This window comes from Pseudomonas sp. E1BtOHC1 (genome assembly GCF_058744285.1).
Genome location: NZ_CP196023.1, coordinates 5,953,215 through 5,965,608, shown reverse-complemented (window position 1 = coordinate 5,965,608; position 12,394 = coordinate 5,953,215). Strand labels below are relative to the sequence as shown.

Sequence of the window (12,394 nt, the reverse complement as noted above, 5' to 3'; positions counted from 1 at the left end):
GCCCGGGGGAGGGCATCAAGCAGCCGAGAAGCGCTGGTTCAGGTAGTCGATGATCACTTTGGATTCATACATCCAGGTGGTCTGCCCATTCTCTTCGATACGCAGGCACGGCACCTTGATCTTGCCACCCTGCTCCAGCAGGGTCTGGCGATCCTGCTCATTGTTCTTGGCGTCGCGCAGCGCCACTGGCACGTTCAGGCGGTGCAGGGTACGGCGGGTCTTCACGCAGAACGGGCAGGCGTGGAACTGATACAGGGTCAGGCCCTTGGCGGCCTGTTCGACTTGCGCTTGAGCAGCGGCAGTGCGCTTCTGCTTGCGCGGGCGGGTGATGAAGTCGATGAAAATGATGAGTTGGCCCAGGCCGACTCGCAGCGCTTTGACGATCACGGTATTGCCTCTTGCCCATGAATGAAGGGGCGGCAGCTTACCTGATTTTTGCCAGACGAAAAAAACCGGCGATCAACGCCGGTTTTTCTGCTCAGGGCCTGTTACTTGATCAGGCTGAGGAACTCGCTGCGGGTCGCGGCATTTTCGCGGAACTCACCCAGCATCACCGAAGTGATCATCGACGAATTCTGCTTCTCCACACCGCGCATCATCATGCACATGTGCTTGGCCTCGATCACCACGGCAACCCCAAGGGCGCCGGTCACTTGCTGGACGGCGTCGGCGATCTGCCGGCTGAGGTTTTCCTGGATCTGCAGGCGGCGGGCATACATGTCGACGATGCGCGCGACTTTCGACAGTCCCAGGACCTTGCCGCTGGGAATGTAGGCAACATGAGCCTTGCCGATGAATGGCAGCAGATGGTGTTCGCACAACGAGTAGAGCTCGATGTCCTTGACCAGCACCATTTCGCTGTTGTCGGAGCTGAACAAGGCACCGTTGGTGACCTCTTCCAGGGTTTGGGCATAACCGCGGCAAAGGTACTGCATGGCTTTGGCGGCACGCTTCGGCGTGTCGAGCAGGCCCTCGCGGGAGACGTCCTCGCCCAGTTGGCCGAGGATCGCGGTGTAATTCTGTTCCAGGGACATGAAACTACCTGTGGGATTTTACGCAAAGGGCAAGGGTACGGTGGCGGACACGGCGCTGCAAGCTTGGCGCAGCGGCTTTATTCGTCGCGGCCTTCCATCATGGTGCGTTTGAGCATCACGTACAGCGCCCCGGTGCCGCCATGTTTGGCCTGGCAGGAGGTGAAGCCCAGCACCTGCGGATGCTGGCGTAGCCAGGTGTTGACGTGGCTTTTGATCATGGGGCGCTTACCGTCCAGGCGCACGGCCTTGCCGTGGGTGACGCGCACGCAGCGGATTTCGAACTTGGTGGCTTCGGCGAGAAACGCCCAGAGGGTTTCCCGGGCCTTTTCCACGGTCATGCCATGCAGGTCGAGGCTGCCTTCAAAGGGAATCTGGCCGATTTTCAGCTTGCGCATCTGGCTTTCCTGGACCCCGTCGCGGGCCCACATCAGCTCATCTTCAGGCCCCACATCGATGACAAACTGATCGGACAGCCCGTCCACGGTCGTGGTCTCGCTACGCACAGTGGCAGCCTGGCGCAGCTTGGCGATCTGTGCCCGGTCGGCCTTGGGTTTGCCTGTGTCGGCCCGATCGTGCTTGATCGGCTTGACGCCGCGGATCTCGTTTTTGAATAGGGAAAAATCGTCGTCTTGCATGTCAGCCTCCGCGAAGGGCGGCTAGTTTACCCAACTCGGAACACCTTAAGGCGCGCAAATCGCGCCCAGGATTGTCAGTCGTGTTTTTTCATCAGGTGCGGCGCCATGTTCAGCGCCAGGGGCTGGCGCATGCGGCGCCGGCAACGCCGCCACAGGCGCACACCGACATACAGCAGTACCAGGCCGATCAGCAGGATCAGCGCCGAGCCCAGTGGGCTGGCGTTGAGCTCTCCCAGCGCCGGAGCGCGTCCCAGCAGGCTTGCGGTCCCAGCCAGGGCCAGCAGCACGCCGAAGGTCGCCAGCAATGCAGAGAATCCAGCCCCCAGGCGCAGGCGCCAGTTTCGCGGGCTTTTGGGCCGCAATCGGCGTGCGTCAAAACCATCGGATATCTTCATTCCGACCTTCCTCAATGGGTATCGGCCCTTCGACCGGGAGTTGACCGGGTGGTTCCTGAGGCTAAGGCAATTGCTGCAAATGCGAGGCGTTTATGGATGAGCGGCCCGCCAGCCGCTCACCAAGGCTGGTCAGGTCAGGCTTGCGGTCTGGGCGAGAGTGGCGAAGTTGTCGGCCATGATCGCCATTTCAGTCTGCTGAACATGCTCGGCGCTGAGAATGCCGCCCTTGTAGGGCAGGTCACGGGTGGCACAGGCGTCCTCCACCAGGGTGCAACGGAATCCCAGGTTCTTCGCTGCACGTACGGTGGTGCTGACGCTGGAGTGGCTCATGAAGCCGGCGACGATCAGGTCCAGGGAGCCCAGATCCTGCAGGCGCTTTTCCAGCTCGGTGCCGTGAAAGGCACTGGGCAGCAGCTTGCCGATAATGGTCTCGTCGCCTTGGGGCTCAAGGCCGGGGATGAATTCGCCGCGCTCGCCCTGAGGGTCGAACAGGCCGCCGACGGTGCCGAGATGGCGTACATGCACGATGGGCCGGCCGGCAGCCCGGGCGGCGGCCAGCAGTTGGCCGATGTTAGCCACTGCCTTGTCCATGCCGGACAGGGCCAGGGGGCCGCTGAGGTACTCTTTCTGGGCGTCGATGATCACAAGGGTCGCGTGGCTCAAGTTGGCCGCTGCATAACCACGACCGCTGAGTTGAAACATCGTCTTTGGAACGGACATTCTGGGGCTCCTGTGAGTGGGGCTTTTGCGACATTGTCCTCTGGCGGAGCGCTTCTGTGAATCGCTACTAACGTAAGGTGCGCCGTTGTTGGCCTGCAGCCTTGTCAAGAGGGGCAAGGTATTGGGCTTCCCGGGCCAAAAGCGGTCTGTCGGGCGATTGTACGGCGGTGGCTTTTCATTCGTCGTCGGCAGGCGCTTTGGCTGTTAGAATTGCCGGTCGTTTTTTCAGGAGTCTGTCCCGTGATCACTTCCCGCCTTCGCACCTTGCGTGACCATATCCGCTGGGCTGTCAGCCGCTTTCATGGGGAGGATCTGTTCTTCGGCCATGGTACCGACAACGCCTGGGACGAGGCCCGCCAATTGGTGCTCGGAGCCTTGCACCTGCCCTGGGAAATCGCCGACAGCTACCTGGACTGCGCGTTGGAAGACGATGAGCTGGTCCACCTTCAGCACCTGCTCAAGCGCCGTATCGAAGAGCGCGTGCCCACGGCCTATCTGTTGGGTGAGGCCTGGTTCTGCGGCATGTCGTTCATCGTTGACGAGCGTGTGCTGATTCCTCGCTCGCCCATCGGCGAGTTGATCGAGAAACGCTTCGAACCCTGGCTGGGCACTGAGCCTGCGCGGATTCTCGATCTGTGCACCGGCTCCGGCTGCATCGGCATCGCCTGTGCCTATGAGTTCCGCGAGGCCGAAGTGGTGCTGGCCGACCTGTCCTTCGAGGCCCTGGAAGTGGCCAACCAGAACATTGAGCGCCACGGTGTCGATGAGCGGGTGTTCACCGTTCAGGGCGATGGTTTCGATGGCTTGCCGGGGCAGCGCTTCGACCTGATCGTTTCCAACCCGCCGTATGTCGATGCCGAAGATTTTGCCGACATGCCGGACGAGTACCAGCATGAGCCCGAGCTGGGCCTGGCCTGTGGCGATGATGGTCTGAATCTGGTGCGGCGCATGCTGGCCCAGGCCGCTGATCACCTGACCGAGAAAGGCTTGCTGATTGTCGAAGTGGGCAATAGCCAGGTGCACGTCGAGGCACTGTACCCCGAAGTCGACTTCGCCTGGCTGGACTTCGAACGCGGCGGTCACGGTGTGTTCATGCTCACTGCAGAGCAGTGCCGCGAGCATCAGGCGTTGTTCGTCGCTCGCGCCTGAGCCATTGCCGGCCCGCGCAAGGCGGGCCTTGAGCCTTGAAGAGGTTGCGACTCAGCGGTGAGTCGCAATCCAGATCAGCAGACCCGCCTGGAAGACCGCAAAGGCCACCAGGCAGGTGATGGTGAAGCGCAGGCCGGTGTCTTCACGTTTGTACTTGGTGACTTTCTCTTCCTGCTTGCGCAGTTTGACTTCCAGCTCTTCCAGGTTCTGCTCGGCCTGCTGGAGCATCTGCGCCGCTTCCAGTATCTCCACGAACTGCAGTTTCTCGGTGTTCCACTGGCTCAGCAACTCGCCCACCTGAACATCTTTGACGCTGCCCTTGAGATGCTGGGCATCGGCATACACCACGTCGAAGCCCTGGGTGCGCAGCACATGATCGCGACGCAGGCGAGTGTCCTCATTGAGGGCGTCCTTGTTGGCGAGGTCGAAGCCGTCCACCCGGTAGTGCGGCCACTTCTTCTGCGCCCACTGCGCGGCCTGGGCCAGCAGGAAGCGTCCGATGCCACGGTTGAGCGGTTCGATCTGCAGCCCGCCTTCGGGCTCGAAATGCACCCGGTGGGTGTCGTGCTCGACCCAGACATCCAGATGATTCTGTTCCTTGCGCACGCGCTGGCCGGGCAGGCTGATGGTCATGCGCAGCAGGCTGTGCTCTTTGTTGTTGCGTTCGGCATAACCGAACTCGACAAAACGCAAAGGGCGTCCGCCGGTGGCGCGATCGGTCTGCAGGGGCGCCAGGCGCAGCATCTTGTGATGTTCGGCCTGGACATCCGCCCACGGCAACGGCGCCGCTTCCGGTACGGCGGCTTCCTGCTCGGTGGCGGGTGAATTCGAGGTATCAGTCATAACGGCAAGTCCTGTCCAATCGCTGCGCGCCGACAGCAATCGAACGGCCGGCAAAGGCTTATCGGCCGTTTTTTTCAGGACTGGAGGGTAAAAACAGCCTAACGGGTGTGAAGTCCGTCAATAAAACTGATGATGGACCGGCCCAGTTCCGCCGCCAGGGGCAATTGCGGGTCCTTGTAGGACGCCAATTGGCGTTTGAGATCGTTGGGCACGATACGCAGTACATGGTTCATGCCATCGATCAAGGTCAGTTGAGCATCCGGTTTCGCCGCCTTGAGCACCCGGGCGTCGTCGATGCTGACCTGGATATCGTTGCTGCCCTGGATGATCAGCGCCGGCATTTTCAGGCGGGCGAAAGCGGCGGCCGGGTCCTCGCGGAACAGGGTGATCAGATAGGGTTGCACGCTGGGGCGGAAGATCACTTGCAGGGCCGGCGGCACATCGTTGTCGACCTGACCGGCCTTGAGGCTGTCCAGCAGTTCATTGCTGCGCACCATCAGCGCCGGCGGCAGGCGATAACTCAGTTGCTGGCGCAGCACCTGATCCACGGGCCGGGCGGTGCCGGAGATGGAGATCACCCCGGCGGCGTCCAGTTGGCGGGCGGCGAGGCTGGCGATCAGCGCACCTTCGCTGTGTCCCAACACGATCAGTTGGCCCAGGCGCGGGTCGGCCTTGAGCTGCTTGCCCCAGGCCACGGCGTCGGCCACATAGGCGTCGAGGGTCAGGTTGCGTTCATCCGGGGTCGCCGCGAGGCTGGCAGCCACACCGCGTTTGTCGTAGCGCACGCTGGCGATGTTGTGCTTGGCCAGCACCCAGGCCAGGCGCTTGAGGCTGTCGTTGCGCCCGCCGTCGGGGTTGTTGCCGTCGCGGTCGGTGGGGCCGGAACCGGAAATGATCAGCACCACCGGCACCGGCTGCGCAGATTTGGGCAGCAGCATCGAGCCATACAGCTCGCCGTGGCCGGTCTCCAGGCTTACGGGGCGTTGCAGGACGGCCGCGTTGACCAGGCCGGTGAACAGGGAAAGGCTCAAGAGAAGGACTCGCAGCATCATCACGCCATCATGGATAAGGTGCCGGTTGGACTCGGCCAGGGGCAGAAGGTTCGAGGATGAACTAGTTGGGTAGCCTGCGTATACTTGCGCCCTTCAGTAATCCTGATTGAGTTATTTCGGCTGATTTCACGGAGCTCCCCGCATGTCCGGCAATACCTACGGCAAGCTGTTCACTGTCACCACCGCGGGCGAAAGCCATGGTCCGGCGTTGGTCGCCATTGTCGACGGCTGCCCGCCGGGCCTCGAGCTGTCCCTGGAAGACCTGCAGCGTGACCTGGACCGGCGCAAGCCCGGCACCAGCCGTCACACCACCCAGCGCCAGGAACCCGATGAAGTCGAGATCCTTTCCGGGGTGTTCGAGGGCAAGACCACTGGCTGTTCCATTGGCCTGTTGATCCGCAATACCGACCAGAAGTCCAAGGACTATTCGGCGATCAAGGATCTGTTCCGTCCGGCTCACGCCGATTACACCTACCACCACAAGTACGGCATTCGTGATTACCGTGGCGGCGGTCGCAGCTCGGCGCGGGAAACCGCCATGCGCGTGGCGGCCGGGGCCATCGCCAAGAAATACCTGGCCAGCCAGGGCATCGTGGTGCGCGGCTACATGAGTCAGTTGGGCCCGATCGAGATTCCGTTCAAGACTTGGGATTCGGTGGAGGACAACGCGTTCTTCAGCCCCGATCCGGATAAGGTTCCAGAGCTGGAAGCCTACATGGACCAATTGCGCCGGGATCAGGATTCCGTGGGGGCGAAGATCACCGTGGTCGCCGAAGGCGTGATGCCGGGCCTGGGCGAGCCGATCTTCGATCGTCTGGATGCCGAACTGGCCCACGCGTTGATGAGCATCAATGCGGTCAAGGGCGTGGAAATCGGCGCCGGTTTCGCCAGCGTCGCCCAGCGCGGCACCGAGCACCGTGACGAGCTGACCCCGCAAGGTTTCCTCAGCAATAACGCCGGTGGCATTCTTGGCGGTATCTCCTCGGGGCAGCCGATCGTTGCCCACCTGGCGCTCAAGCCGACGTCCAGCATCACCACGCCAGGCCGCTCCATCGATGTTGATGGCAATCCGGTGGACGTGATCACCAAGGGCCGTCACGACCCTTGCGTGGGCATTCGCGCCACTCCCATTGCCGAAGCCATGATGGCCATCGTGCTGATGGATCACCTGCTGCGTCACCGCGGCCAGAATGCCGACGTGCGCGTCAGCACGCCGGTACTGGGCCAGCTGTAATGGCGGTTCTGCCAGTCGCTACGGTCTGATGACCGTGGCGGCGCTGCCGTACTGGCGGCTTTCCAGTTTCTACCTGTTCTATTTCGCCCTGCTGGGCTCGACGGCGCCGTTTCTGGCGCTGTATTTCGATCACCTGGGTTTTTCCAGCGCGCGGATCGGCGAACTGGTGGCCATTCCCATGCTCATGCGCTGCGTGGCGCCCAACCTTTGGGGCTGGCTGGGGGACTACACCGGCCGGCGCCTGGCGATCGTGCGTTTTGGTGCAATCTGCACCCTGATCTGTTTTTCCCTGATCTTCGTCGACAAGAGCTACGCCTGGCTGGCCATGGTCATGGCCCTGCACGCGTTTTTCTGGCACGCAGTCCTGCCGCAGTTCGAAGTGATCACCCTGGCGCACTTGCAGGGGCAGACCTCACGCTACAGCCAGATCCGTCTTTGGGGATCCATCGGTTTCATTCTTACCGTGGTGGCTTTGGGGCGCCTGTTCGAGTGGTTGAGCCTGGATATCTATCCGGCGGCATTGGTGGCGATCATGGGCGGCATCGTGCTCAGCAGCCTGTGGGTGCCCAACGCCCAGCCTGCGGTGCAGGGGCCGCGGCTGGCCGGGGAAGGCTTTATCAAGCAGTTGCGCAGTCCCGGTGTGTTGGCCTTCTATCTGTGTGTGGCATTGATGCAGATGAGCCACGGCCCTTACTACACCTTCCTGACCCTGCACCTGGAGCGCCTGGGCTATACCCGTGGCCTGATCGGCATGCTCTGGGCCCTGGGGGTGGTGGCCGAGGTGCTGATGTTCCTGGCCATGAGCCGGATTCTGGCGCGGTTTTCCGTGCGCCGGGTGTTGCTGGCGAGTTTCCTCTTGGCGGCTTTGCGCTGGTTGCTGTTGGGCGGCCTGGCGGAACATCTCGGGGTGCTGTTGTTGGCGCAGGTGCTGCATGCGGCGACCTTCGGCAGTTTTCACGCCGCAGCCATTCATTTCGTGCAACGCAGCTTCGGCGCTCGTCAGCAGGGTCAGGGCCAGGCGTTGTACGCCGCCCTGGCTGGAACCGGAGGCGCCTTGGGGGCCCTGTATTCCGGCTACAGCTGGAACGCCCTGGGCGCCACATTGACCTTTAGTATTGCTAGCGTCGCCGCCCTGGCCGCAGCCGTTATCATTGCCACCCGCATGCAAGAGGAGTTGCCGTTATGAGCAGCCTGTCCGTCTACCACGTATCCAGCCCGGACCTGCCGAACAAGGTTCTGACCCACTTCGACGATATCGCTGCGACCCTGGCCGAACAGGGGATTGGCTTCGATCGTTGGCAAACCTCGACACGGATCGAGCCGGGGGTCAGTCAGGAGGAGGTGATAGCGGCCTATCAGGAGCAGATCGATCGGCTGATGACCGAGCAGGGTTATGTCAGCGTTGATGTGATCAGCCTCAACCGTGACCATCCACAACGAGTCGAGCTGCGTGCCAGCTTTCTCGACGAGCATCGCCATGGCGAAGATGAAGTGCGGTTTTTCGTCGCTGGACGCGGGCTGTTTTCTCTGCACATCGACGACTATGTCTATGCCGTTCTTTGCGAAAGGAACGACCTGATTTCGGTACCGGCAGGCACTGCTCATTGGTTCGATATGGGGGAGGAGCCGCACCTGGTAGCCATCCGCCTGTTCAACAATCCCCAAGGCTGGGCGGCCAACCTGACCGGAGACGCTATCGCCAGTCAGTTCCCACGCCTGGACGATTGAGCGGGAAGCTCAACGTCAACGGGCCGGCCCCACGCAAGGTGGGGCCGGCCCGAGCAGGAAGCCGAAGGTGGCTTAGGCGGAGTGGTAAGTCGGCAAGGCAAAGCGGTTTTGGCTTTGCAGCATGGAAATCTGAGGCAACTCACTGGCTTGTTCGGCCAAATCACGACGAATTGCACTGATGACCCAGGACAGCTGGTCGGCGGCATGCAGCTGCGCGTAGGAAATCGAACGCTTGAACTGTTTGCCTTCGCTGTTGCGCAGGGTGAGCAGGATGCCACCGTCTGGACGGGGTTGGGTGGTCACTTCGAAGTTGGAGAACAGGGAGGAAAATTTTTCTTGGATCAGGCTCATGTCTATCAGCTCCGTTAGCTCTTGAAGAGAAAGCGTGGAGTGATAGGTGCAGCGATTGTGCCAGTATTGTTTTTTTATAAAGTCCTTTTAAATCAATTAGTTATGATTTAAAGGATATTTCGGTTTCGTGCAAATTGCATGAATGGCCATCGTGCATCCTGCATTTTGCAGGTTGGCGGCGATTGGCCGTGGGCGTGGCTACGGTGTTATGACCGCTGGCCTTGAGAGAAAATTCAATCGTTTATGGATGAGGCTGGAGGGCCTTGGAGATAACCGGTGGGGAGATACAAAAGTTTGCAAAAACTCCGTGTACAGGCCCGCAACGGCTGACGTATTTTCCAGCCAGTGACGCTGTTTCAACGCTGCATCGGCGACCCAGCCGAACAGGTTTGAAAGGTGTCTCTGCGACATGGAATGTGTAGTGGCGTGATCCAGCGATCCTGCCCGACGGATAATAAGAACATAGGACGCCCTCCATGAATGGTCCCACCGCATTATTAATGCCGGTGCTCTCAGCAGCGCTGTGCTTGCCCTGCCTTTATCCCTTTGCGGGTTATCCCCGCAGTCTTCGCTTGCCGGTTGCCGAACCCTGGGTCGCCAACCCCGGTTGAGCCTTGTGCCGGCTGTGTTGCCAACACCCGGCCGGCCTGGCTGGGCACAGACCTTTGCTGTCGAACCGGAGCAACCATGAATAAGCACAAGAGCGACATGATTACCTGGGGCATGATGCTGCGAAAGGTGCCGTCCATTGCCAAGGCGCTGCCTCGGGTGGTGCGAGGCATGAAGGCGGGGAACATCGACAAGCCTGACCAACCCTGCGGACTGGGTTGGAGTTTCGAGCAGGCGACCCTGCGCAATCCCGAGGGGCCGGCCTTGTTGTATGGCGATCGGGTACTCAGTTATTCCCAGGTCAATCAATGGGCCAACCGCATCGCTGCCTACCTGCGGGAACAGGGCATCGGCAAGGGCGATGTGCTGGCGATTTTCATCGAAAATCGTCCTGAGTTGCTGGTCACGGTGCTGGCGGTGACCAAGCTTGGCGGGATCTGCGCGATGCTCAACACCGCTCAGACCCAAAGCGTGCTGGTGCACAGCCTGGAGTTGGTCAAACCGGTGGGAATCATGGTCGGCGCTGAGTTGCTGGCGGCTTTTTCCGCGGTGCGCGATCAAGTGGATATCGATCCGGCTCGCACCTGGTTCGTGGCCGATCAGGACACCTTCGCCGACCCCGGACCGACTCCGGACGGCCTGGTCAATCTGATGGCCGAGAGCGCCGGTTATCCAGCGGACAATCTGGTACAGGCCCAGCGCATCTTTTTCAACGACCCTTGCTTCTACATCTATACGTCCGGCACCACGGGTCTGCCCAAGGCGGGGATTTTCAAGCATGGGCGCTGGATGCGCACCTCTGCCGGCTTCGGCACTATTGCCCTGGATATGCAGCCCGGCGACGTGGTGTATTGCACCTTGCCGCTGTACCACGCCACCGGGCTGTGCGTCTGCTGGGGCTCGGCCATTACCGGCGCCTCGGGGTTCGCCATTCGCCGCAAGTTCAGCGCCAGTCAGTTCTGGGACGATGCGCGTCGGTTCAAGGCGACGACTGTGGGTTATGTCGGTGAGTTGTGTCGCTACCTGATCGATCAGCCCAGCACTGCCCGGGATACCGAGCATGGGGTGTTGAAGATGATCGGCAATGGCCTGCGTCCGGGAGTCTGGAGCGAGTTCAAGCAACGTTTTGGTGTGGGTCATGTGTGTGAGTTGTATGCGGCCAGCGACGGCAATATCGGTTTTAGCAATATCCTCAACTTCGACAACACCGTGGGTTTTTCCCTGATCCCCTGGGCATTGGTGGAGTACGCCCACGATACCGGGGCGCCGTTGCGCAACAGCCAGGGTTTCATGCAGAAAGTGGCCAAGGGTGGACAGGGCCTGCTACTGGCGAAGATCGACGACAAGGCGCCGCTGGACGGTTACACCGATCCGGAAAAGAACCTCAAGGTGATCCTCAAGGACGTGTTCGAGAAGGGCGACTGCTACTTCAATACCGGTGACCTGCTGCGGGACATCGGGTTTGGCCATGTGCAATTCGTCGATCGGCTGGGAGACACCTATCGCTGGAAGGGCGAGAACGTCTCCACCACCGAGGTGGAGAACATTCTGCTGGGGCACCCGCAAATTGCCGAGGTGGTGGCCTATGGCGTCGAAATCCACAACACCAACGGTCGTGCGGGGATGGTGGCCATTACCCCGGCGGAGTCTCTGGCGACCCTGGATTTCAGTGCCTTGCTGCAATTCGCCAGGCAGCAGCTTCCGGCTTACGCGGTGCCGCTGTTCCTGCGGATCAAGGTGAAAATGGACACTACTGGCACCTTCAAGTACCAGAAGAGTCGACTCAAGGAGCAGGCATTCGACCTCGAACGAACCGGCGACGATCCGGTCTATGCCTGGCTTCCTGGGGCGGACACCTATGTGCAATTGACCCCGCAGATTTTTGCGGAGATCCAGGGCGGGCGTCTGCGTTATTGATTCTGCCTATGGCGGCTCTTGGGAAAAAAGGGATGACAGGCCGCGGCCGGCTTGGGGAAACTAGGGCCTTTCCGATTGACCGAACCTGGAGTTTCCGATGACCGACAAAAGCCGCCAGATGACTGAAGATGAGGCCGCCCAGTTTGTCGAGCAGGTATTCAACGTGGCCCGCCAGGGCGATGCACAGATGCTCGACAAGCTGGCGGGCAGTGGCCTGCCGGTCAACCTGCGCAATCACAAGGGTGACACCTTGCTGATGCTGGCCGCCTATCACGGGCATGTGGATGCAGTGCAAGTGCTGCTCAAGCACAAGGCCGATCCTGAGATCCGCAACGACAATGGCCAGAGCCCGATTGCCGGCGCCGCCTTCAAGGGCGACCTGGCAGTGGTCAAGGCTCTGGTGGAAGGCGGAGCTCAAGTGGAAGGCTCATCGTTTGACGGTCGTACTGCGCTGATGATGGCGGCGATGTTCAACCGCACGGAGATCGTTACCTACCTGATCAGCCAGGGGGCCGATCCCAGGGCTCGGGATACCAATGGTGTCAGTGCCCTGGAGGCGGCCAAGACCATGGGCGCCGTGGACACCACCGCACAACTGGAAAAACTTCTGGCCTGAGGTCGAGGGGAAGGAGGCGAGGGCGCAGGGCCTTCGTCTCGGTGATAGGTCTGGCCGTCCACTTTAGGCTATCCTTCGCGCCCTCGAAATTTCCTTGCCTTCAGGATGCGC

The 12,394-nt window shown here is 61.0% G+C and carries 14 protein-coding genes; 6 read left to right on the top strand and 8 right to left on the bottom strand.

Annotation, left to right across the window (positions count from 1 at the left end; translation table 11 throughout):
- Positions 1–15: 15 nt before the first annotated feature.
- From ACSSVC_RS26785 to ACSSVC_RS26765, 5 genes are all read right to left on the bottom strand, one after another.
- Entirely contained in the window at positions 16–387 is a 372-nt protein-coding gene (locus ACSSVC_RS26785) for a glutathione S-transferase N-terminal domain-containing protein (protein ID WP_404937471.1), read from the bottom strand.
- A 101-nt stretch (positions 388–488) separates the two neighbouring features.
- Complete coding sequence (gene folE / locus ACSSVC_RS26780) at positions 489–1,034, bottom strand: GTP cyclohydrolase I FolE (RefSeq protein ID WP_011062625.1); 546 nt, start codon at positions 1,032–1,034, stop codon at positions 489–491.
- A gap of 77 nt (positions 1,035–1,111) precedes the next feature.
- A complete protein-coding gene (locus ACSSVC_RS26775) occupies positions 1,112–1,669 on the bottom strand; it encodes a Smr/MutS family protein (protein ID WP_103739899.1) in 558 nt (185 codons plus the stop codon).
- A 74-nt stretch (positions 1,670–1,743) separates the two neighbouring features.
- Positions 1,744–2,064 (bottom strand): hypothetical protein, encoded by a 321-nt coding sequence (locus tag ACSSVC_RS26770; RefSeq protein WP_346632233.1) that lies wholly within the window; start codon positions 2,062–2,064, stop codon positions 1,744–1,746.
- A 129-nt stretch (positions 2,065–2,193) separates the two neighbouring features.
- Positions 2,194–2,784, bottom strand: a complete 591-nt coding sequence (locus ACSSVC_RS26765; RefSeq protein ID WP_346632232.1) for a cysteine hydrolase family protein — start codon at positions 2,782–2,784, stop codon at positions 2,194–2,196.
- A gap of 240 nt (positions 2,785–3,024) precedes the next feature.
- Here ACSSVC_RS26765 and prmB point away from each other — a divergent pair, with 240 nt between their 5' ends.
- Complete coding sequence (gene prmB, locus ACSSVC_RS26760; protein ID WP_346632231.1) at positions 3,025–3,933, top strand: 50S ribosomal protein L3 N(5)-glutamine methyltransferase; 909 nt, start codon at positions 3,025–3,027, stop codon at positions 3,931–3,933.
- Positions 3,934–3,984: 51 nt separating this feature from the next.
- On the opposite strand, the gene ACSSVC_RS26755 is transcribed toward prmB, so the two are convergent.
- Positions 3,985–4,776, bottom strand: a complete 792-nt coding sequence (locus tag ACSSVC_RS26755) for a hypothetical protein (RefSeq protein ID WP_346632230.1) — start codon at positions 4,774–4,776, stop codon at positions 3,985–3,987.
- Positions 4,777–4,874: 98 nt separating this feature from the next.
- Positions 4,875–5,828: an alpha/beta hydrolase gene (locus tag ACSSVC_RS26750; RefSeq protein WP_346632229.1), complete on the bottom strand. Its 954-nt coding sequence runs from the start codon at positions 5,826–5,828 to the stop codon at positions 4,875–4,877.
- A gap of 142 nt (positions 5,829–5,970) precedes the next feature.
- Between ACSSVC_RS26750 and aroC the strand changes: the two genes are divergently transcribed.
- From aroC to ACSSVC_RS26735, 3 genes are read left to right on the top strand one after another with little or no spacing between them, the layout of a single operon-like run.
- A complete protein-coding gene (gene aroC / locus ACSSVC_RS26745; RefSeq protein WP_123726996.1) occupies positions 5,971–7,062 on the top strand; it encodes a chorismate synthase in 1,092 nt (363 codons plus the stop codon).
- 28 nt (positions 7,063–7,090) lie between these two features.
- Positions 7,091–8,248 carry an MFS transporter gene (locus tag ACSSVC_RS26740; RefSeq protein WP_346632562.1) on the top strand — a complete coding sequence of 386 codons (1,158 nt, stop codon included), beginning with the start codon at positions 7,091–7,093 and terminating at the stop codon, positions 8,246–8,248.
- Positions 8,245–8,790, top strand: coding sequence for a 1,2-dihydroxy-3-keto-5-methylthiopentene dioxygenase (locus ACSSVC_RS26735; protein ID WP_346632228.1), 546 nt, complete (start codon positions 8,245–8,247; stop codon positions 8,788–8,790). Before ACSSVC_RS26740 ends, ACSSVC_RS26735 begins: the two co-directional genes overlap by 4 nt.
- Before the next feature lie 72 nt (positions 8,791–8,862).
- Here ACSSVC_RS26735 and ACSSVC_RS26730 read toward each other — a convergent pair whose 3' ends face one another.
- The gene (locus tag ACSSVC_RS26730; RefSeq protein ID WP_019093389.1) at positions 8,863–9,141 is read right to left on the bottom strand and encodes a DUF3509 domain-containing protein; all 279 of its coding nucleotides are present in this window, start codon (positions 9,139–9,141) and stop codon (positions 8,863–8,865) included.
- A 687-nt stretch (positions 9,142–9,828) separates the two neighbouring features.
- Here ACSSVC_RS26730 and ACSSVC_RS26725 point away from each other — a divergent pair.
- Complete coding sequence (locus ACSSVC_RS26725) at positions 9,829–11,667, top strand: long-chain-acyl-CoA synthetase (protein WP_492611694.1); 1,839 nt, start codon at positions 9,829–9,831, stop codon at positions 11,665–11,667.
- A 97-nt stretch (positions 11,668–11,764) separates the two neighbouring features.
- The gene (locus tag ACSSVC_RS26720) at positions 11,765–12,283 is read left to right on the top strand and encodes an ankyrin repeat domain-containing protein (RefSeq protein ID WP_446439256.1); all 519 of its coding nucleotides are present in this window, start codon (positions 11,765–11,767) and stop codon (positions 12,281–12,283) included.
- Positions 12,284–12,394 lie beyond the last annotated feature (111 nt).

Bases quoted from the DNA above. Each gene is read 5' to 3' on its own strand.
- ACSSVC_RS26725 (WP_492611694.1), top strand. From the start codon at position 9,829: ATGAATAAGCACAAGAGCGACATGATTACCTGGGGCATGATGCTGCGA.
- ACSSVC_RS26730 (WP_019093389.1), bottom strand. From the start codon at position 9,141: ATGAGCCTGATCCAAGAAAAATTTTCCTCCCTGTTCTCCAACTTCGAA.
- ACSSVC_RS26755 (WP_346632230.1), bottom strand. From the start codon at position 4,776: ATGACTGATACCTCGAATTCACCCGCCACCGAGCAGGAAGCCGCCGTA.
- ACSSVC_RS26735 (WP_346632228.1), top strand. From the start codon at position 8,245: ATGAGCAGCCTGTCCGTCTACCACGTATCCAGCCCGGACCTGCCGAAC.
- aroC (WP_123726996.1), top strand. From the start codon at position 5,971: ATGTCCGGCAATACCTACGGCAAGCTGTTCACTGTCACCACCGCGGGC.
- ACSSVC_RS26720 (WP_446439256.1), top strand. From the start codon at position 11,765: ATGACCGACAAAAGCCGCCAGATGACTGAAGATGAGGCCGCCCAGTTT.
- ACSSVC_RS26775 (WP_103739899.1), bottom strand. From the start codon at position 1,669: ATGCAAGACGACGATTTTTCCCTATTCAAAAACGAGATCCGCGGCGTC.
- ACSSVC_RS26770 (WP_346632233.1), bottom strand. From the start codon at position 2,064: ATGAAGATATCCGATGGTTTTGACGCACGCCGATTGCGGCCCAAAAGC.
- folE (WP_011062625.1), bottom strand. From the start codon at position 1,034: ATGTCCCTGGAACAGAATTACACCGCGATCCTCGGCCAACTGGGCGAG.
- ACSSVC_RS26750 (WP_346632229.1), bottom strand. From the start codon at position 5,828: ATGATGCTGCGAGTCCTTCTCTTGAGCCTTTCCCTGTTCACCGGCCTG.
- ACSSVC_RS26740 (WP_346632562.1), top strand. From the start codon at position 7,091: ATGACCGTGGCGGCGCTGCCGTACTGGCGGCTTTCCAGTTTCTACCTG.
- ACSSVC_RS26765 (WP_346632232.1), bottom strand. From the start codon at position 2,784: ATGTCCGTTCCAAAGACGATGTTTCAACTCAGCGGTCGTGGTTATGCA.